Here is a 21,492-nt window from a genome sequence, read left to right as displayed (position 1 = left end):
CCCGTATTATCGGGCATTTTTTATTATCGATTATAAACATCTATAGAATGTTAGCTTTGCTCTGGCAAAGTGACATTAAGCTCAAGCACTGAGAAGTGATCATCTGTCTGCTCAAGCTGCACCGATACTTGGTCTGGACCGACTTGCACATATTTACGGATCACGTCGATGATCTCTTGCTTCATCTGAGGGAAGTAATCTGGAGCGTCGCGCTCCCCACGTTGATGTGCCACGATAATCTGCAGTCGTTCTTTTGCGGTAACGGCAGTGTTTGGTTCTTTTTTCGTTTTAAAATAGTCAAGAAGAGACATAGTTAGCTACCAAAAATTCGTTTTAAGAAACCTTTCTTCTCTTCCGTAAGAAATCGGAAAGGCAGTTCTTCACCTAATAACCTTGCTACAGCATCGCTGTAGGCCATACCTGCATCGCTTTCTTGATCGATAATCACAGGTACACCAGAGTTAGAGGCTTTTAATACGGCTTGTGATTCAGGGATCACGCCGAGTAATGGAATCGCTAAGATCTCTTCAACATCTTGTACACTTAGCATTTCGCCCGTGGTTACACGAGCTGGAGAGTATCGAGTCAGCAGTAAAAACTCTTTTACTGGCTCTAACCCTTCTTCTGCACGCTTAGACTTACTTTGCAGCATTCCCAAAATACGGTCAGAATCGCGTACAGAGCTGACTTCTGGGTTGGTTGTAACAATTGCAACATCGGCAAAATAAAGCGCCATCATAGCGCCAGTTTCGATGCCTGCTGGTGAGTCACAAATAATATATTCGAAATCTTTAGCTAGATCTTCTAAGACTTTACCCACACCTTCTTTGGTTAAGGCATCTTTATCGCGAGTTTGCGAGGCGGGTAATACGAACAGTTGTGGACAACGCTTATCTTTAATTAGGGCTTGATTTAGATTAGATTCGCCATTGATAACATTGACAAAGTCATAAACTACACGGCGCTCACAACCCATGATTAAGTCTAAGTTACGAAGACCAATATCAAAATCGATAACCACGGTTCTATGGCCTTTCATCGCTAGGCCTGTGGCAATAGCAGCACTTGAGGTGGTCTTACCCACGCCACCTTTACCCGATGTGACAACAATAATTTGCGCCATTTATAATAATCCTTTCAATATCTGCGCTCTTACAGAGGCAATGATTCAACCGTAAGCGATTCGCCTTCTAGGCGAATACAACCGCTTGGAGCGGCTCCGTTTTGCAGAAGATTTTCAGTTAACCAGTATTGACCTGCAATCGATACGAGTTCTGCTTCAATTTTTTGTGCCATGATAACGGTGTGCCTGTCGCCAGCTGCGCCAGCCATCGCTTTACCACGCAATGTGCCATATATATGGATACTGCCATCGGCTATCACTTCCGCACCATTACCCACCGCACCGACAATAATCAAATCTGCATTCTTGGCATAGATTTGCTGCCCAGAGCGGACATTTTGTTTGACGATTTTTGTCGTTTTAGGCATTTGTGGCTGTGAAGCGGCTTCTTTGCCTGATTTTACAATCGCGAGACCAATAGATTTCGCTTGCCTCGTCAATTCTGCAGACGCACTGGTGATACCAACAATAATCAAATGACGACTGGTTAAGATCTCTTTTAAACCAAGTAGATCAAAATCAGGGGCTTGTATGGCACTAAGGTTCACCACTAAAGGCGCACCAAGAAAAAACTGTGGTGCGATGGCTAACTTAGCATCTAACTCTGCAGCGACAACGGCCATATCATTATTGTTGATATGCAGTACAGAAAGAGTAAAAGAAGAGCCTTTTAATTCGAGGCTAGGTGTTTGCATTCCTGTATTGCTCTCTAGAAAAAATTCAGCACAAGGCTGATATCCATTATATTCCTAACGGTCCATGTTATAGTGTGCACTCGTAGCTGGCAAGTTGAATAGTTTGGAAATTGAGTCGTATATGATCTGTGCAGTGTATAAAAGCCGTATAAAGGCAGAAAGTTACCTTTTCGTTGAAAGACGTAATGATTTTGAACGTGTTCCTGAAGCATTAATGGCCATGTTTGGCGAACCACAGTTAGTGATGATGCTACCAATCCAAAAGCGTGATCATTTAGGTTTTGCAGATATAAAAAAAGTGAGATCTGAACTGAAAGAAAAAGGATTTTATTTACAGTTACCGCCTCCTGTTGTTAATTTACTAGAACAACATAAAAAAGACATTGGTTTTAATCCTGATTAAATGGGTTAATGTCATTAGAGGTGTATCAAAAGGGGTTTTATGGTTTTTGGAAAACATGTTTTAGTACTGGCTTGCTGTTTGAGCTTGTCGCCTATCGTCGCCATAGCAGAAAGTGACCCGAAAGGTCGTTTCAGTGATTACGTCGAATCGCTTAAACAAGAGGCGGTCGATAAAGGTATCAGTCAACAAACGATTGATGATGTTTTCCCAAAAATTAAAATGTTTAAAAAAGCGATGGCTGCTGAGAAAAACCAGACAGAAGCCCATGTTACGTTAGAAACCTACCTCCCCAAAGCTGTGCCGCAATCGACCGTCGATACGGCGCGTGCTTTATATAAACAACACTATCCTGAACTTGAGAAAATAGGTAAGCGCTATGGTGTGCAGCCGCGCTTTATCATTGCGCTGTGGGGCGTAGAGTCGAACTTCGGTCAATCAACCGGGGAGTTCCCTGTTTTATCGGTAACGGCATCGTTAGGCTATGAAGGACAAAGAGAAGCCTTTTATCGGAAAGAATTTTTTGCCGCATTAAAAATTGCACAGCGTGACGGTATTGCATTTTCTGAGCTGAAAAGTTCATGGACGGGTGCGATGGGCAAAACGCAGTTTATGCCTAGCTCGTACCTTGTTTATGCGCAAGATGGTGATGGCGATGGTAATAAAGATATATGGAATAACACCAGTGATGCATTTGCATCGTTGGCATATTACCTACAGCAAGCGGGCTGGAAAGAGTCAGAAACTTGGGGACGACAAGTTCAGCTGCCTAAGTCATTTGAAGTCAGCCTTGCAGACTTAAAAATAAAGAAAAGTTTTAATCAATGGCAAGAGCTTGGAGTGAGACGTTTTGATGGTAGTGATTTACCGAAACGCGATGACATGCAGATTTCACTTGTGATGCCTGATGGGGCAATAGGGCGTAAGTATCTGGTTTATGATAACTATCGTGGTTTACTGAGTTGGAACAACTCTGATTACTTCGCCATTACAGTCGCTTATCTTTCTGAGAGAATTAAATACCCTGCAGTGATATAAGCCAGGACGAGCTGTTTGCCTAGTTCTGCTTGTCGTTGTATGAGCCGTTGGGTTAATAAGTGATAAATAGCGACAGCTTCGTCGCTATTTTTGTATTGGATAGACACTCATTACCACTGCCACTGCCACGGTAGGTGCGAGGTTGGCACCGTTATCGTTAAGCCCACGTCTCTAAAAATACCTACCATCAGTGCCTGTTAGAATCACATATTTCATCAATAACTGCGTCATAAAGGCATAAGTAGGGTAATGGGCTAGTGCGAATAAGGGCGAGGGCGTTGTATAATAGTCGGCTAACTAGTCTAGATGAGTGAATGATTTAAGCATGGCGTTTTGGAATGAAAAAACCTTAGCACAGATGAGCACCCAAGAGTGGGAGTCATTATGTGATGGTTGTGGTAAGTGTTGCCTAAACAAACTAATTGACGATGAAACTGAGCAACTTTATTACACGAATGCCGCTTGCCAGTTACTCGATAATAAAGCGGGTCATTGCCAAAACTATGAGCAACGTTTTAGCTTTGTGCCATCGTGCACTAAAGTCACCGTCGACAATATAGAGTCGTTAACTTGGCTTCCAGATAGTTGTGCATATCGTCGCTTGTTTATGGGCCGAGAGTTACCGACTTGGCATCCGCTAAAAACAGGCTCTAAAGAAGCGATGATTTTAGCTGGAATGTCGGTTGCGGGTAAGGTGATTTGTGAAACTAAGATTAGAGATATTGAAGATCACATTGTGCTGTGGCCAATGAAAGATATCGAATAGCTTAAGTGAAGCTAAACAAGCGCTAATAAATATGAGTGCTGAAAGTTAAGATTGCGAACAAATAAAAATGCCCTACTTTCTAGGGCGTTTTTATATCCGTTACTTAATGTATGATACCAATTGGTATTAAAGCGTTTTCTTCAAGGCTGGAATGAAGAAAATAGCTAAGGCGAGCAGGTAGCCGCTAAATGCCACAATCATCCATTGCCCCATAGTTACGCCCATTAACTCCCATGGAATGTCAGTACACATGCCAGTAGGCATAAATATTGATGGTAGCCACTCATGTAGTTGCATCCAACTTGGAAATTCAGGTAAATAGGAACACGTTGCAAAAGGAGAGGGGTTGGTCTGCATATCGACTAACTCAATGGCAAGTTTTAGCCCCCAGCCAGCACTTACTCCCCATAACAGAAGCCCCAATGCACGCGCTATGACTGAGCGATGAGCCGCTACACCGATTAAGCCAGCAAAGACTAATCCAAATACTGCAAGGCGCTGGTAAATACACATGACACAGGGATCTAGCTTCATGATGTGTTGGAAAAACAGTGCAGCTAGTTCAAGCGCGACCGCAGAGAGCATCAGGATTAGCCAAGCGGCTCTAGAGTGAGAAAAACGTATTAGTGCATTCAACGACAGTGTCTCCATTGCAAATAAAAAAAACGCCCTATTGAATAGGGCGTTTATATGTCTAACTATTTTAAAAATAGTTCAGCTAAGGCATTATCAATGCGATGATACTACACCATCAGCAGCTGCTTGAGCAGAGTGATGGATTAAAGTTTGTGTATCATAAAAATACTGAGTCATCTGTTCAAGCGCACCTAACTGGATTGCAAGCACACCAACGATAGATAATACAATCGTGTAAGGTAGTGCCATCCACACCATTCTGCCGTAAGAAAGACGGATGAGTGGAGCAATTGCAGAAGTTAGCAAGAATAGGAACGCTGCTTGGCCGTTAGGCGTTGCAACTGAAGGTAGGTTAGTACCTGTGTTAATTGCAACAGCAAGTAGGTCGAATTGATCACGAGTGATCTGGCCACTAAGTAACGCAGCTTTAACTTCGTTAATGTAAACCGTACCAACGAATACGTTATCACTGACCATTGAAAGCAGACCGTTTGCGATGTAGAAAATCACTAACTGAGTATTACCTTCGTAGCTTAGTGCCCATTGAATAACGGGTGCAAATAGCTGCTGATCGATAATTACCGCAACGATAGCAAAGAATACCGCTAATAGTGCAGTAAACGGTAGTGCTTCTTCAAAAGCCTTACCCAGTGCGTGCTCGTTAGTAATACCGTTAAATGCAGTTGCAAGAATGATGACTGATAGACCAATTAAGCCTACTGACGCTAAATGCAGAGCAAGACCCGCAATTAACCATACGCCGATAAACGCTTGAACAAGCAGTTTCATTTTATCATGTTTGGTACGGTTTGCATCTTCATGTGCATCGTAGTCTGATAAAATCTTATGTACTGCATCAGGTAGTTCTTGACCGTAACCAAATACCTTGAATTTCTCAACCAGAAAACAGGTAGTGATACCAGCAAAGAATACAGGCACAGTCACTGGTGACATACGAATAGCAAATTCAGCGAACTGCCAGTTTGCTTGCGCTGCAATAATTAGGTTTTGCGGTTCACCAACCATGGTGCAAACACCACCTAATGCAGTACCAACACCAGCATGCATTAGAAGGTTACGTAAGAAACCACGGAAAGACTCTAATTCTTCATCACATAGCTGCGGATAACCATCAGAGGTGTGGTCATGGCTGTCGCCAAAGGTTTTACCCGATGCAACTTTGTGGTAAATAGAGTAAAAACCGACGGCCACAGTAATGATAACTGCGATAACGGTTAATGCATCTAAGAACGCAGATAAGAATGCCGAAGAGATGCAGAACAATAAAGACACGTAGACTTTTGAACGTACTTTAGTGATCATCTTGGTGAAGACAAAAAGCAGCAACTGCTTCATGAAGTAAATACCGGCGACCATAAAGACCAACAGTAGAACAACTTCTAGGTTTGCTTCAATTTCATGTAGCACTTGGCTCGGCGAAGTCATGCCGATAAATACGGCTTCAATCGCTAATAAGCCACCAGGTTGTAGTGGGTAGCACTTTAGTGCCATTGCTAAGGTGAAGATAAACTCAACAACTAACAACCAGCCCGCTACGAATGGATTAAAGTAAAATACAATTGGGTTGATCACCAAAAAAGATATGATCGCGATTTTGAACCACTTAGGTGAATTACCTAGGAAGTTGTCAAGAAACGCCCGACTCATTGTCACAGGCATGGAATCCTCTCTATATTATTTCTATATTGTTGCTAATAGCAAAACTTTTAACTAATTTGCTACCAGCTATAATTAAGCCGATGCTAAAGATAAAACCTTTTCGAAAACTTAAACAGCCCATAATGACGAAACAGCTATCTATATCAAAAAAATATCACTTAAACTGCACTGTTAGCGCAAAATTTGAGCTTCCCGACAGCTTTCTACAGTTAGTCGTCGTGTAATAGCCCTCTTTTAGTTTTCATTTCCTACCGCTCTGGTATGATCAGTATTAGAACAACACTAATAATCGGATAGAGTAGGCTAATGATCATCAATGCGAAAGGTCCTGCAAGTTTTGCAGAGAAATATATTGTACGATCCATTTGGGAAAATAAGTTCCCTCCCGGCTCTATTCTGCCTGCTGAACGTGAGCTTTCAGAACTGATTGGTGTCACTCGTACGACATTGCGCGAGGTATTACAGCGTCTAGCACGAGACGGATGGCTTACTATTCAGCACGGCAAACCAACCAGAGTAAATAATTTTTGGGAAACCTCAGGATTAAACATTCTTGAGACGATTGCGGAACTTAACCCAGATGGTTTTCCTGAGTTAGTCGATCAGTTGTTATCGGCAAGAAGCAGTGTCAGCGCCATCTATTTTAGAGGTGCTATTCGTAATGGCCCCGAGAAAGCAGTTGCCGCACTCGCTAATATCAATGAGCTCGAAGATACCGCTCAAGCTTATGCCGAATTTGATTACGAGTTACAACACACTTTAGCATTCTCGTCAGGTAATCCACTTTATGTTTTGATCTTAAATGGATTTAAAGGCTTATATAGCAGAGTGGGACGCTACTACTTTTCAAGTGCTGAAGCACGTGCATTGGCAATGGATTTTTATAAGCAGTTACAGCAACTTGCTATCGATAAAAACTACACCGACGTACCTGCGTTAATGCGTACTTATGGAATTAATAGTGGCGTTATGTGGCAGAGTTTACGTGATGATATGCCAGTAGAGCTCGGTCACTCTGATACCTATAGGCGTTAAGGGAACAGTCAAATTAACTAATAAGCCATCGTAAAGATGGCTTTTTGTTTTCTGTGTTTTCACACTCAAAGTTATACCAAAGCAATGTTACCGTGTCGTTTTTATAAGTACTGCGTTAGCTAACTAGAGTAGTACTTGATATAAAGTGCTAGCTACAGGTCAAAGCGGTAATAGAGGTCTAAAGACTGTTCAATGGAGCCTGATACGCTTTCTAGGTACAGTTGCGATAATAGGTAGTATCGGACAGTCATCTCGTAACCTGGGTTAAAAACGCCCACACCATATTTGACCATGAGTTTATCGCCTATAAAGCCACTGATAGCGAAGCGGCCATCATCATTGGCATCGAGCTGTACATTTGAGAAACCAATCTTCTCAATAATACCGGCGGCAGTATTACCTATATTACCAATAGCACCGCCATCAATCTGGCTGCTCAATGAAAGTGCAGCCCCCATCATCAAGCCACTATTTTGATCAATACTGTTATTACTTAGCCCAGTGCCTCTGACAATATAATTGAGGATCTCGGCCTGTTCTTTGGCTGGATTTGAGAACAGATTAACAATGGGTTTCATAGGGGTACCGGTTATCCGTACACCAGCAATAACATCTTCATCTTTTATGTCTCGCACGGCTTCAATATTGAGGTTTGGCACGTCAATAGGGCCGACAAACTGCATTTCGCCTGCTCGTATTTCAAGAGTTTGCCCCATAAATTTGTAGTTACCGTCGACAACCTTTATTTCGCCAAATAGTAAAGGAGGCTTAAAAGGCTCTTGTTGTAACTCTAATTGACCTTGTAATTTACCCGTCAATCCCATGCCATCAACGCGCAGATTATTACCGACGTTCAAGTTGACTTGGGCTGATACGGCAATAGGTGACACTTTTACTTGCTCGGAGGCTTGGCTGTCGGTAAAGACGACATCTTTAGAAAGGGCAACACCACCCTCTGGTAGTTGTACAATGGTAATACGCCCTGATGGTACGTTAATATCACCACTAATATTCAAAGAGTGATCGGTGAACTTAACTTTTAAGTCTGTTGCTACATTTAAAATAGCAAGCGGCGGCTGGATCACGGCTAAGTCTTTCCCCTTGATACCGAACGAGCCTTTTAGTATTTGCTGCGCCCAATCTAGCTCGCCGTCGACATAGGCCTTTCCCTTGCCCATTTTGAGCTCGCCATCGATTTTTGCTTGTTTGCCTGAAAATATAAAATCTAGATCGATATCTTCTAATAATGTCGGGTTTGCCGTAGCCATGATGGAACCGTTATTGAGTGCGATTTCACCTGATACTTGTGGTTCACTCAAGCTTCCGCCAATTTGCAGCTTACTCGAGATCTTTCCTTCTAGGACTTCAAGCTCTGGCAGTAATTCAGCTAAAGCCTGTAGGTTGATTTGTTGTAGCGAAAGCTGTCCCTGCATTTTTCTATCGGGACTGACATTAATGGCTAGATTAGCATCCATGCTTGCAATGTCGTGGGATTCGAGAGATAACGAGCTAACAAGTTGTTTTTCATCTAAACGACTTCGTAGCAAAAGCGACTTATACCCAATAGCGACATCACTATTATTCGTCGCTTTAAAGTCTATATGGCCTTGCGATAGATTTAATTCAACATCGCCAGTAGGCTTTTTATCTTCGAACCATTTTAAATGCGAGGTTAAGGTTGCAGGGCCTTTCCAGTCGAGGCTATCTGGTAACCAAGGTTTGACTAATATCCCAAGATCACCCACAAACTCGAGAGCCGCTTGACCATTTAAGCCCAGCTGAATGGGTGTATTGGCGCATAATTTGCCACCAATATGCGACAAACAAAAAGGAGCGAGGTTACCTGTTTTATTATGCAAACTATATTCAGCACTCATAGGCGCTTCAAGACTAATATCACCGAGCTTAGAAGCGAGTGTAAGCCGATTAACCTGGGCCGTTATATCTTGCTTGTGCTCATCGTACTGACTACTCATATCTGTTGTGAGGTTAAGATCGCCCTCAGACTTAAGAGTGAGTGACTGTTGAACTAAATCACCTTCAGTGTTTACTGCGATACTGGACAGGTTAAGGTCTTGGTAGCTAAATTCTTGTAAATTGAGCGCTGCTTTAAAGCCTTGATTATCGAACGGCTTGTAATGGCCAGCAAGAGACAGGTTTGTAAGCTCTAGCGCTAGAAACTGTAGATCGTTAGCATTTAATGAGACCGCAATATCTGGATGGTCATTTTCACCAGTTACATTAATATCTGCGTTTATGGCTCCTTTAGCGTCAGCTTGCCATAAGCTTAAATCGGGAACATTAAGCTTCCCAGTTAATGCCCAGTGCTTATCAACTTCTCCTTGGATAAATAATCGGCTTTGTAAAGCGCTAGCGTTGAGACCGTCGGAGCTTAAATGCCATTTATTGTTAATGGCTACTCCACCATTAACATTCAGAGGATAATGCATCACATGACCGCTAAGATTAGCCTTTTCAACATCGATAGACCAAGAGTTGTCGGCTAGATTGAATTTGCCGCTAGTGTTAAAAGGACCTGTTATGTCACTGTTAGGTAATACTTGGCTTTCAGTCACTTTTAAGAGGCTAATATCAAGGTTTTGCGCAGCAACTTTGGCACTCCAACTTAATTGCTCACCATATTCAAATTGACCTTGGAGGACAAGAGAGCCAAGCGTGTCGTTATAAGCGTGAAGTTTTTCAAAATCAATACGATTGTTTACGTGCTTGAGGACTAGGTTTATATCAAGTGGCGGTTGGTATTTTGAGCTTAACAAGCTTTGCAGAGTTGCATTTTGAGTGTCTAAATCACCTTTACTGGTGAGCTTAATATTAGTGGCACTAAACTCAGCTTCTTTCAGTGGCCATTGCAACTGTTTAGCATTCAAGTTTAACTGGTAAGGAATATTTGGCTTAGCGAGTTCTATCCTTGAGTCAATATCAAAGCTAAATTGACCTGTGCCCACGATGTGACTTTTAAGCGCTTTGAAGCCTTGTTTGACTGTAATGTCCAAGTTTTGCTTTTCAAGTCCGGGTAATTCAGTAACGTGAAGAAGTTTTATAGAGGATTGAATATCCATTGGATAATCGTCAATAAGTGACATTTTGCCTACTAACCTCACATCACCGTATGTGTGGCTAGCCTTAAAGTCATCAATATTGATCAAAAACTGTTGGTAGCTGCCACTTAAGTGCAAACTGCTAAAGTGATCTTTACGTGGCCCAAGTACTAAGTCACCATTGTCGATATGTAAAGTTTCAACAAATACCGGTATAGGCATAAACACTTCAGGCAGGTTTGCCATTGCCCAGTCGGCACTTGTCGCTTTACTCTTATTGTCACTATCAGGTGCTTTAACTGAGGGGGTTGCTTGCTGCTTGTCTGACTCTTCGAAAGGAATCGATACCAGTAATCCTTCTGAATAGATAGAGCTTGCACGGATCCCCGTTGAAAGCCACTCGGCACTTAAATTGAGCTGGTTAGCGTTAAAATCCATGTCGTTAACACGCACTGTGACGTTTTGCAGTTCTCCCGTAATTAAAGTAATTCCAAATGGCAGAGTGATCTCTTGGTTTGTCGGTTCTTTACTCTCCAGACTTTCAGTTGTATGACTATCAATCGTATGAGTATCAACGTCATTAATATTTTCGGTGGGGCTAATGGCATCTGACTTAGCAGCGGATGGACCTTTACTCTGCTCATTGTGAAACGCGGGGGGAGTCTGGTCTTGTGTTGGGTAATCTTCGCCAATAAGTGCAGTGTCAATTTCAACATTGACTTTTGAGCTAGTTAACTGCTCTACGCAAAGTTGTTTTTGCATTAAGCAAACAGGATTCCAAGCAAGCACAAGATCTGATATCTCAACTTTTACCCCGTTCATCTGCCAGGCTGCATAATTAAGTTCAAGTTGGCGGTTAATTTGACCTGACTTGTAATCCAGCTCCAGATCAGGCACAAAGAAATCAGCTAGCTTTACAGTAATATGACCGCCAAATTGTGTACCAATTAACATTGCGACGCACACTAGTATAAGCAGTGGCGTATAAATAATGACGCGACTTATTCGTTTAAACCAACGCCATATTCTGTTTTGCCAAGTGAGTCTCTTCACTGCAGAATGTTCGGGTAATATCGCTTCAGTCTGTTGATGGGTGGGAGTTGTCATAAAACTGAGCCCATAGTGATATGAATTCGCCAAGGACGACTAATCGTATCGGTCTCTTTCAAACCGATACCGATATCGAGTTTAACGGGGCCGATAGGTGAGATCCAATGAATACCAGCACCGACTGAAGTCACAAGTTCAACTTGGTTAACGTCAAAAGCATTACCGGCATCGACAAATGTTGCAACGCGCCAATGTGGCGTTAAATAGTATTGATATTCCAAGCTGCCGACCATCAAGTAACGCCCACCAACAACCTCCCTGACAACTTCTCCTTCGGCATTAACACTGTCAATATAAGGACCCAGCTCATTGTAACTATAACCACGAATACTTTGGTCTCCACCTGCAAAGTAACGTAATGAAGGCGGGATCTCTGCCAGTGAATTGTTACTGGTTAAGTTGGCAGCCATATCTAAGCGGGAAACGATTCGGTGCTTTTCAAAAAAGGTATCTATCCAGATGAACTTGGTCTGTAAGCGTGCAAGTCTCACCTCTGAACCTAAATTAGGATCAGCATATTCGAGACTGTAGAATTGGAAAAAACCTGATTTTGGATCGAGAGAATTATCACCTCGAACCGTTTTAGAGAAGCTAGTGCCAAACAACACATATCTTGGATCGTAGTCAACGCCTGACTGGGTATAGTTCTCACTCATGACTTCAGCTGAGTAATTAAACAGCCATCGACTTTCAAGTCGCTGATGCCTAATCACCGCTAATACTGTTTTGGTGGCTTCAAGTTGACCGGTATTATTAAATTGACGTTCGTCTGGGTCGTAAACCTGAGTGACACCGTACTTATCCCGCAGTATGCCGACACGGATCTTTAACTGATCGTCGATTGGATGGGTAAGGGGGATAGTATAAGTGGTCAAAAACTTTGGTTTATCCGGTGCCCACTCGGCAGTGGTTTCCTGTGAGTGGCCATATTTATTAATTTGTGGGGTACGCCAAGTAACACGTACGCGTGGTTCAAGGTTGTTATCGACTGTATTACCGATGTCAGCACCTAGGCCTAATTCGATAGAGTGATAAGGTCGTGAACTGAGATCAACGCGTACCGGCACTTGTAACCCTTTGACCTCATCAACTAGAGGTAGCACCTTGATATTCGAAAAATAGCCAGTATCTAGAAGTTGTCGGTTCAATTGGCCAAGGTTCGCGGTGCTGTACGGTGCATCAAGTTTAAATGGGATCAACTGTTCTAAAATTTGTGGCTCTAAGGTAGAGCCTGTAAAACTAACTTTACCTATGTGGTATCGCTTACCAGAATCATAATACAGTGAGATTTTAGCGGTGTTAAAATCGCGATTGACGGCGATTTGAGCTAAATCAAATTTACCATCAAAATACCCTCTAGCAAGAGCGAGTGTCAGTAATTGCGATTTGATATCGTCGTAAGTACCCTGATTGAGTTTATCTCCGGGTCGAATTTTTAGTTGGCTCAACCATTTTTCAAAAATGGGGTCACTGCGCATTTCACCTTTAACTTGAATGTCTATCCAACTGATTAATGTCGGAGGTCCGGCATTAATATCAACATTTAGCACCCAAGCTTTTTTGTCATTATTGATGACGTTCTGAGAAATTTTACTGTGGTAATAGCCCATGGAGTGCATTGCAGCATTGATATTATCCTCGGCATTAAAAATAAACGCGCGGCGCTGAACGCTAGAGTCGGGGAGGGTGCCAAGGTGAGCTGTTACGTTACGCTCAAGGCTCCCTTTAACCCCTTTTATGTTAAGTGTTAGCCAGTCATTTGCTCGAACAGAAAAAGTTGCCAATATTAGACTGGCAAATAGCAAAAATGAGAAGGTTACTCGAAACAAACTTATCAACAAAAATCAGACTCTTATTATTAGTTTAATTTAGACAGCCTATTGTCACTACAATCGTGAACGCAAGCAAGTTGCTGATTGTAATTATGGCCGAAAATAGTTACAAAGAGAGCAAATAAATATAATAGGATACCGTTTGTGAATTATAAGACCTTAAGTTCAGCGCTATTGATTGTTTTATCATCAGGGGTGTCAGTAAATGTCGTTGCCAATGATAAGCCTTTTTCCATTGCTATCCATGGCGGAGCAGGCACTATTTCAAAGGCAAATTTAACGGCTGAACAGCAACAGGCGTATCGCGCGAAATTAAAACAAGCCGTTGATGCTGGATATGATGTTTTAGCTAAAGGTGGCGACAGTTTAGTCGCTGTGCGAGTCTCAATTAATATTCTCGAAAATAGCCCATTATTCAATGCTGGACTTGGGGCTGTGTACACTTATGATGGCGGTCATGAAATGGACGCCTCCATTATGGACGGCAAAACCATGAATGCTGGCGCGGTGGCAGGGGTTAAACATATTAAAAACCCTATCGACTTGGCCGTAACGGTTATGGAAAAGTCTCCCCATGTGATGCTTGCGGGTCAAGGCGCTGAAGAGTTCGCCTTAACCCAAGGTTTTACATTGGTGCCGGCTAATCACTTTGATACAGAGAGCCGCTATCAACAACTGCAAAGTGCCAAAGATAAAATTCGAAAGGCAGAGTCAAATCCAGATTATCAAGCAAGCACAGGTTTTAGTTCTGGGCACAACTATCAACAAAGTGCCCTTGATTATAGTGAATTTGACTATAAGTTTGGCACTGTAGGTGCCGTCGCCCTAGATCAACACGGTAATCTTGCCGCCGGCACATCTACCGGCGGTATGACGGCCAAACGCTTTGGCCGTATTGGTGATTCTCCTGTGATAGGCGCCGGAACGTATGCCGAAAACGGTGTGTGCGCGGTATCAGCAACTGGTCACGGTGAGTTCTTTATTCGTTATCATGTTGCAGGAGATATCTGCGCTAAAGTTAAATACCAAAAGAAATCAATAATTCAGGCTGCAGATGAGGTGATTAATCAGCGCCTTATCACTGCGGGTGGCACCGGTGGCGTTATTGCAATAGATCAGCGCGGCAATATTGCCACGCCGTTTAATACCGAAGGTATGTACCGCGCAACGCGTAAAAATAGTGAGCCAGCACAAGTCATGATTTGGTCTGATCTATAATCGCTAAGTAAGTTAGATAAATAGTACGTGGCAGCCCATGTCAGGAGAGTTGTGAGTAGAAGTTGTGAGTCGAAATAGTCTTAACGCTTTCGGTTAAGGCTTTTTTTGTTGGCAACTACTCTCTAGTTTATATTTCCTAACTTATGTTTTCTAACTTATGTTTTCTAACTTATGTTTTCCAACTTATGTTTTCTAACCGCGACATCCGACTAAGTTAAATTATTATTTACTAATGCAAAGGTAAATAAAGCTATATAATACGTTTAAGCCAAGCCAAAAAGCACACCATCATGATGAATCACCCTCTCAATAATAGTGACAAAAAGCCAGATAGAGTCACGGCAATGCTGCAAATTATTGAACAAGTTAAACAAGAGTTGCCTTTATATGAGTCCGACACCTTTGTATGCGGGCCTGATGGTAGCTGTGTTGGTTGTCCAAAGAAGCTATTAGAATTGGTCGATGGTGAACTCAGTTACTGGGAAAGTGCAATAGCCAAGGGTAACACCCCACAATTTGATGACATCCGCCGCTTTGGCAAATTGTGCACCAATGTTAAACGCGGTCTAGCCCGTAATGGCGTGTTGGAAAAGTACCAGCAATTAAAAGTGCAGAACCTGATTGATTAATTAAGTAGCTTGTATGAGCCTCGGCTGTCATCGCTTAGGGAGTTTGAATGAAAGCATTCTGAGTCAAACGACTTTCTATTAATTGGTTCACCTGTATCTAAGTTTTGTCGATTTAGTCGATTTAGTTGAATATAAACATAACTTGCACATTTTTTCATAAAAACAAACCGAGAATTTAACGCTTAGCGCTCAGTGCGAGTGTATGGCACACGTTCAATCGAGTGTTAATCCAAATCTGTGAAATAGCTCACTAATATTTATTTGTATGACTATGAATAAAAAGCCAAAATGCCGCGCAATCTCTTCCCCTCAAAAAAGCGTACTCGCATAAAAAGGTTGCACATGAGCAAAAAATTTCTGATCACTTGGGATCAAATGCAAGGTTATACCCGTGAATTGGCCGAACGTCTGCTACCTGCCGAGCAGTGGAAAGGCATTATCGCGGTTAGCCGCGGCGGATTAGTACCAGCAGCCATTTTAGCGCGTGAATTGGGTCTTCGTCATGTCGATACTATCTGCATTTCAAGCTACGATCACGACCACCAAAGAGAAACTAACATCATCAAGCAAGCACCAGGAGACGGTGAAGGCTTTATCGTTATTGATGATTTGGTTGATAGCGGAACAACCGCTAAAATCGTACGCGAAATCTATCCTAAAGCAAAATTTGTCACTGTTTGCGCAAAACCAGTGGGCAAGCCGCTAGTTGACGATTATATTGTCGATATCGCGCAAGATACCTGGATTGAGCAGCCATGGGATACAGGTGTGAGCTTTAGAGAGCCACTTTGTAAGTAATCGCCTAATTAGGCTGACGATAAAACCGAATAGTTACCACTGTTCGGTTTTTTTATGGGTAAAATGTGATTAATGCGCTATTTACCTCCGGTGGTTGTGCACGGCGTTATATCTTAGGTAGGGAAAGTGATAAAACTTATAATTTTCTCGGTACTTATCCCAAGTGTTGAACAAGCCTAGACTCGTTGCAGTGATACCTTTAATTGTAAATATCAGTTCTAGAGTTAGATCTGTAGCAAGGATGAGTCGGTGAATTGTTCTCACAGGCCATATCTAGCCCTTAGCATAGCAGTAAAGTTAAAACGTCACGCTAGTCTTGGCAGTATAGCTTTATGCGGTTCCTTAATTTGACAGTCACAAAAGTCTCTCATTTTCGCTGTTATTGTTGCCTGTGTTAGTACATATCAGATTGCCATACTTTCCCTAATGCCAATAGTCACATCCAGAGTTGCCAAATCTTAGCTAAACTAAAAAGGTATCATTAAATAGGGGAACGAAATGGATTCAATAAATGTAGAAGAGCATATGGATCGTCAACCTGTGTTGTTATCGCCTTCCATGTCGCTGGCGACTGCGGTTGAGCTATTACTAAACAATAAGAAACTCGGTGCACCTGTGGTTGAGAGTGACGGCAAGCTGGTGGGGTTTCTATCGCAGCAAGATTGTCTAGCCGTGATGCTTAAAAGTAGTTACCACTGTGATTTAACCGCAATCGTCAAAGACTGTATGCGAACCGATGTTTTATCGGTGACGCCAAGTACCAGCGTGTTGCAACTGGCTGAGCAAATGTTAGGCCCCAAACCTAAGGTGTATCCTGTCGTCGCAGAGGGCAAAGTGGTGGGTACCATTAATCGAACCAATGTGCTCGAAGCGATTAATACTTATATGCAGCAATGTTATCTCGCGCCAGCCTAAAGGCTCTTGTTGGAATCATACTTTAGATAAATTCAAGAGTGTAAAAGAGCATTCACGCTATTTATACGCTTAATGACTCGATTACATGCCTATTTAAGCTGCACTTTTAAGCCAATAACCACAGGCTAACAAAGTATTTTTAAGTCAGCTATACCAACCCACAGCGTTCCTTGCTAGGATCACTTTCTTTCGTCTTGGCTATGGAATTTGCCCTTGAGTTCGCAACAGCATCCTTTATCTAACGCATTCTTAAAACTCTGTTATGAAGCTGACGCCGCCCAAATTAGGCGTCGTCTGTTTAGGCTTAGAAAAGAGCCTGACTCTGACAAAAAAACGGCCAGCTTAGAAAGTCTTGAAAAGCGAGCGCTTGAGTCTCGGCAAAAAGTAGAGCTACGTTTAGCTAATCGTCCAAAAATTAGCTATCCAGATAGCTTGCCTGTATCGCAGAAACGTGACGAAATTGCCACGGCGATAGCGAACAATCAAGTGGTGATTGTTGCGGGCGAAACTGGCTCAGGTAAAACCACTCAGCTGCCTAAAATTTGCTTAGAATTAGGCTTAGGTACTCGTGGTCTTATTGGTCATACTCAGCCACGCCGATTGGCAGCGCGTAGTGTTGCAACTCGTATTGCTGAAGAGATGAATACACCTCTTGGTGAGGCGGTGGGTTTTAAAGTGCGTTTTGCCGATGCTATCAATAACGATTCTTATATTAAGTTAATGACAGACGGTATTTTGCTCGCCGAGCTGACCAATGATAAATATCTGAATCAATATGACGCCATTATCATCGATGAAGCTCACGAACGTAGTCTGAATATCGATTTCATCCTCGGCTATTTGAAAAACGTACTGAGTAAGCGCCCCGATCTTAAAGTCATTATCACCTCGGCAACTATCGATGTTGATCGTTTCTCTAAGCACTTTAACAATGCGCCCGTGATTGAAGTCTCTGGCCGTACCTATCCTGTTGAAACTCGTTATCGGCCACTGGTGCAAGACCAAGATGAGGATCTTGATCTTATCGAAGGTATTTTTGCGGCAACCGACGAGCTTATCAATGAAGGTCTCGGTGATATCTTGATCTTTATGAATGGTGAGCGTGAAATTCGCGATGTCGCCGAGCAGCTAAACCGCCGTCAATATCGAGATACAGAGATCTTGCCGTTATACGCACGCCTGTCTTATGGCGAGCAGTCAAAAGTATTTAAAAGCCATGTCGGACGCCGCATCGTACTGGCCACCAACGTGGCCGAGACATCGTTAACGGTACCGGGTATTCGTTATGTGATTGACCCTGGTACTGCACGTATTAGCCGTTATAGCTACCGTACTAAGGTACAGCGCCTGCCCATTGAGCCTATTTCGCAAGCCAGTGCCAATCAGCGTCAAGGCCGTTGTGGCCGTGTTGCACCGGGTATATGTATTAGGTTGTATAGCGAAGATGATTTTATCTCGCGTCCAGGTTTTACTGATCCTGAGATCCTACGTACTAACTTAGCCTCGGTGATTTTAAAGATGTTGGCGATTGGCCTCGGTGATATTGAGGGCTTCCCTTTTATTCAGCCACCAGATTCACGTTATATTCGCGACGGCTTTATGTTACTCGAAGAGTTACAAGCAGTCGTGCAAATGAAAGGGCAGTTAAGTTTAACACCGCTCGGGCGTCAGCTCGCGCATATTCCGGTGGATCCGCGTCTGGCACGTATGGTGATAGAAGCGCAGCAAAACGGTTGTTTACATGAAGCCTTGGTGATCACCGCGGGATTATCGATTCAAGATCCGCGTGAACGTCCTATGGACAAGAAGCAAGCTGCCGATCAAGCTCATAATCGATTTAGTGATACCGACTCAGATTTTGTCTCCTGGCTAAACCTTTGGGATTACTTAAAACTTAATCAGAAAGAGCTCTCTAGCAGCCAATTTAGAAAGCAATGTAAAGGCGAGTTTTTAGCCTACCTGCGGGTGCGTGAATGGCAAGACTTGTACACCCAGTTAAGGCAAGCGACCCATGAGCTTAAATGGAAGCTAAATGCACCGACTGAAGAGCTAGACTACGAAGCACTGCATCGCTCATTGCTGACGGGTTTACTGAGCCATATTGGTTTTAAAGATAAAGACAATGAATACCTAGGTGCCCGTAACCGTAAGTTCTTTGTATTTCCTGGCTCGCCATTAGCCAAAAAAGGCCCCAAATGGATCATGGCAGCGGAGATGACTGAAACCTCGCGTTTATTCGCTCGTTGCTGCGCCAAAATTCAACCAGAGTGGATTGAGCCATTAGCGGTGCATTTGGTTAAAAAGAATTATGTTGAGCCGCATTTTGAGGCCAAACAAGGATCGGTTGTTGCGCTTGAAAACCAAGTGCTTTATGGACTGCAGATTGTAAACCGTCGCAAAGTGCAGTATGGCCCAGTAGAGCCCGTTGAAGCGCGCGAAATATTTGTGCGCTCTGCGCTTGCCGATGGCGAATTACGCACTAACGAAGCGTTTTTCATCAAGAATCAGAAGCTATTACTGGATATTGAGTCGTTAGAGCACAAATCTCGTCGCCGCGATATTTTAGTGGATGAACAAGCCTTATATGCGTTCTACGAGCCAAAAATTCCTGATGGGATCTATAACGCACCTAAGTTCTTAAAGTGGTGGAAAACGGCTAAGCAAACCACGCCCGATCTATTAGATTTTGAGCGTGAAGCCCTAATGCAGCGCAGTAGCGATCATATCTCTGCGTTGGATTTTCCTGAAAAATGGCATAAAGGTAACTTAGTGCTTAAAGTCAGTTACCATTTTGAGCCATCAACACCTGATGACGGTGTCTCTGTGCATATTCCTGTGGCGTTGATTAACCAAGTCGATGAGACGGACTTCGACTGGATTGTACCGGGTCTGCGTGAAGAAAAGTGTATTGCGCTGATTAAGTCATTGCCTAAGGTGCTTCGTCGTAACTTTGTGCCAGCACCTGACTACGCTAAGGCGTGTTTACAAGCGATGACACCTTTTGAGTTGCCACTTGTTGACGCTATGTGTAAGCAACTGCTGCGAATGAGTGGTACACGTATTTCAGCTGATGATTTTGACTCGACTCAGTTTGCTAAACATCTTTTAGTCAACTTTAAGATTGAAGGTGACAAGGGGAAGTTACTCACTGAAGGGCGAGACTTAGAGACATTAAAAGCGAGCATGCAGGGCCAAGTTGTAGAGGCTATTCGTCAAGTTGCTGACTCAGGTATTGAGAAAAAAGGACTTGAACTATGGAGCTTTGGCGATCTACCTAAACAGTTTGAACAAAAGAAAGGTAACTTTGAAGTTAAAGCGTTTCCGGCGCTGGTGGACGATAAAACATCGGTATCGATCAAATTATTTGATGACGAGTTTGAAGCGCAAAAGCAGCACCGTGTCGGCTTGCAGCGTTTGCTGTTACTTAATATTCCATCTCCGGTAAAACATCTACAGAAATCACTGCCAAATAAAGCCAAACTGGCGATGTATTTCAATCCCTTTGGGCAAGTGAATATCTTAATTGATGATATCTTGTCGGCAGCTGTGCAGCAGTTATTGGATGAGAAGGGCATCGATGTGCGTTCAGAAATAGCTTTTACCGAGGCAAAAGACTGGGTAAGGCAAGAACTCAACCCGACTGCTGAAAAAATAGCCTTGAAAGTAGAAGAGATCTTAACGATTTACAATCGAATTAAGAAGCGCTTAAAAGGTAAGATAAGCCTAGATATTGCCTTTGCGATGAGTGATATTCAAAGCCAACTCGATCAGCTGGTGTTTAAAGGTTTCGTTGAGCAATCAGGATGGCAACGCCTTGGTGACTTAAATCGCTACCTAAAGGGGATTGAAAACCGTCTAGAGAAGCTGCCAGTTGACCCAAATAGAGATAGGCTGCACATGCTTAGCGTTAATAAGGTGCAGGAATTACTAAAGGCGCAGCTGGTCAAGTTGCCTAAATCAATGCCTGTGCCTGACGGGCTGATTGAAGCAAGATGGATGATTGAAGAGTATCGCGTGTCTTGTTTTGCCCAAGTACTTGGCACTGCTTATCCGATCTCTGAAAAGCGTATTTTGAACCAGATCGCGCAGGTGTAAATAGAGGGTTGCAATGACAGTATGTCAATAACCTGCACTCGGGTTAAATAGCGTCTGCTCGCTTATATTAACATGGCGCTTTCTTTAATAACGCACAGCATCTGCTGTGCGTTTTTGTATCTATTTTACAGCTTCTCAGTACGTTCAAGTTTTGTCATTAAACCCGCTAATGTCGCTTTTATCTATTGAGAGTCTTGTTGCAGCATAATCACTCAAATACCCCCCTCTGATTGAGCCGATAAATAAAAATCCATGCTAAATAAATAAACTAGATTGTGTTTGTTAATTGTTACGGGCGACATGCCTCTCCGCTATGGCTCATTATTCTTTCCCGTATCCACAAAACTTGCTCTATTCACATAACAACAGCTCGTTAATTGAACGTTTCCAGAAGTGGCAACCTACCTCTTTGTGACTATTTTGTTGTCGCTAAACTTCTTTGGGGTGATATTTAACCATGTTT

General features: G+C 42.8%; 16 protein-coding genes. 9 read left to right on the top strand and 7 right to left on the bottom strand.

Going from position 1 to position 21,492, the window contains the following annotated elements:
* Nucleotides 1–50: 50 nt before the first annotated feature.
* From minE to minC, 3 genes are read right to left on the bottom strand one after another with little or no spacing between them, the layout of a single operon-like run.
* Nucleotides 51–311: a cell division topological specificity factor MinE gene (gene minE, locus ACVBIL_RS02845; protein WP_447165482.1), complete on the bottom strand. Its 261-nt coding sequence runs from the start codon at nt 309–311 to the stop codon at nt 51–53.
* 2 nt (nt 312–313) lie between these two features.
* Nucleotides 314–1,123 (bottom strand): septum site-determining protein MinD, encoded by an 810-nt coding sequence (gene minD, locus ACVBIL_RS02840; protein WP_447165481.1) that lies wholly within the window; start codon nt 1,121–1,123, stop codon nt 314–316.
* Between the two features lie 29 nt (nt 1,124–1,152).
* A complete protein-coding gene (gene minC, locus ACVBIL_RS02835; RefSeq protein WP_447165480.1) occupies nt 1,153–1,818 on the bottom strand; it encodes a septum site-determining protein MinC in 666 nt (221 codons plus the stop codon).
* A 121-nt stretch (nt 1,819–1,939) separates the two neighbouring features.
* Between minC and ACVBIL_RS02830 the strand changes: the two genes are divergently transcribed.
* The 3 genes from ACVBIL_RS02830 (at nt 1,940) to ACVBIL_RS02820 (ending at nt 4,022) form a co-directional block, all read left to right on the top strand.
* On the top strand, nt 1,940–2,221 hold the full coding sequence (locus ACVBIL_RS02830) for a YcgL domain-containing protein (protein WP_447165479.1): 282 nt from the start codon (nt 1,940–1,942) through the stop codon (nt 2,219–2,221).
* A 39-nt stretch (nt 2,222–2,260) separates the two neighbouring features.
* Nucleotides 2,261–3,256, top strand: coding sequence for a lytic murein transglycosylase (locus ACVBIL_RS02825; RefSeq protein WP_447165478.1), 996 nt, complete (start codon nt 2,261–2,263; stop codon nt 3,254–3,256).
* Between the two features lie 325 nt (nt 3,257–3,581).
* Entirely contained in the window at nt 3,582–4,022 is a 441-nt protein-coding gene (locus ACVBIL_RS02820) for a YcgN family cysteine cluster protein (protein WP_447165477.1), read from the top strand.
* Nucleotides 4,023–4,148: 126 nt separating this feature from the next.
* Here ACVBIL_RS02820 and dsbB read toward each other — a convergent pair whose 3' ends face one another.
* Both dsbB and nhaB read right to left on the bottom strand, forming a co-directional pair.
* Nucleotides 4,149–4,658: a disulfide bond formation protein DsbB gene (gene dsbB, locus ACVBIL_RS02815; protein WP_447165476.1), complete on the bottom strand. Its 510-nt coding sequence runs from the start codon at nt 4,656–4,658 to the stop codon at nt 4,149–4,151.
* A 93-nt stretch (nt 4,659–4,751) separates the two neighbouring features.
* Nucleotides 4,752–6,338 (bottom strand): sodium/proton antiporter NhaB, encoded by a 1,587-nt coding sequence (nhaB, locus tag ACVBIL_RS02810; protein WP_447165475.1) that lies wholly within the window; start codon nt 6,336–6,338, stop codon nt 4,752–4,754.
* A 306-nt stretch (nt 6,339–6,644) separates the two neighbouring features.
* Between nhaB and fadR the strand changes: the two genes are divergently transcribed.
* On the top strand, nt 6,645–7,373 hold the full coding sequence (gene fadR / locus ACVBIL_RS02805; RefSeq protein ID WP_447165474.1) for a fatty acid metabolism transcriptional regulator FadR: 729 nt from the start codon (nt 6,645–6,647) through the stop codon (nt 7,371–7,373).
* Nucleotides 7,374–7,525: 152 nt separating this feature from the next.
* Here the strand turns inward: fadR and ACVBIL_RS02800 are convergent, their stop codons facing one another.
* Nucleotides 7,526–11,539 (bottom strand): translocation/assembly module TamB domain-containing protein, encoded by a 4,014-nt coding sequence (locus tag ACVBIL_RS02800; RefSeq protein ID WP_447165473.1) that lies wholly within the window; start codon nt 11,537–11,539, stop codon nt 7,526–7,528.
* A complete protein-coding gene (locus ACVBIL_RS02795; RefSeq protein ID WP_447165472.1) occupies nt 11,536–13,383 on the bottom strand; it encodes an autotransporter assembly complex protein TamA in 1,848 nt (615 codons plus the stop codon). Before ACVBIL_RS02795 ends, ACVBIL_RS02800 begins: the two co-directional genes overlap by 4 nt.
* 186 nt (nt 13,384–13,569) lie before the next feature.
* Between ACVBIL_RS02795 and ACVBIL_RS02790 the strand changes: the two genes are divergently transcribed.
* The 5 genes from ACVBIL_RS02790 to hrpA all read left to right on the top strand — a co-directional run bounded on the left by ACVBIL_RS02790 (nt 13,570) and on the right by hrpA (nt 21,029).
* The gene (locus ACVBIL_RS02790) at nt 13,570–14,592 is read left to right on the top strand and encodes an isoaspartyl peptidase/L-asparaginase family protein (RefSeq protein WP_447165586.1); all 1,023 of its coding nucleotides are present in this window, start codon (nt 13,570–13,572) and stop codon (nt 14,590–14,592) included.
* Between the two features lie 290 nt (nt 14,593–14,882).
* Nucleotides 14,883–15,221 (top strand): hypothetical protein, encoded by a 339-nt coding sequence (locus ACVBIL_RS02785; RefSeq protein ID WP_447165471.1) that lies wholly within the window; start codon nt 14,883–14,885, stop codon nt 15,219–15,221.
* Nucleotides 15,222–15,563: 342 nt separating this feature from the next.
* The gene (gpt, locus tag ACVBIL_RS02780; RefSeq protein WP_447165470.1) at nt 15,564–16,019 is read left to right on the top strand and encodes a xanthine phosphoribosyltransferase; all 456 of its coding nucleotides are present in this window, start codon (nt 15,564–15,566) and stop codon (nt 16,017–16,019) included.
* 498 nt (nt 16,020–16,517) lie between these two features.
* On the top strand, nt 16,518–16,934 hold the full coding sequence (locus ACVBIL_RS02775; protein WP_447165469.1) for a CBS domain-containing protein: 417 nt from the start codon (nt 16,518–16,520) through the stop codon (nt 16,932–16,934).
* A 213-nt stretch (nt 16,935–17,147) separates the two neighbouring features.
* A complete protein-coding gene (gene hrpA, locus ACVBIL_RS02770; RefSeq protein WP_447165468.1) occupies nt 17,148–21,029 on the top strand; it encodes an ATP-dependent RNA helicase HrpA in 3,882 nt (1,293 codons plus the stop codon).
* Nucleotides 21,030–21,492 lie beyond the last annotated feature (463 nt).

This window comes from Shewanella sp. 125m-7 (assembly GCF_052977045.1).
This window is presented reverse-complemented; position numbering and strand designations above follow the sequence as displayed.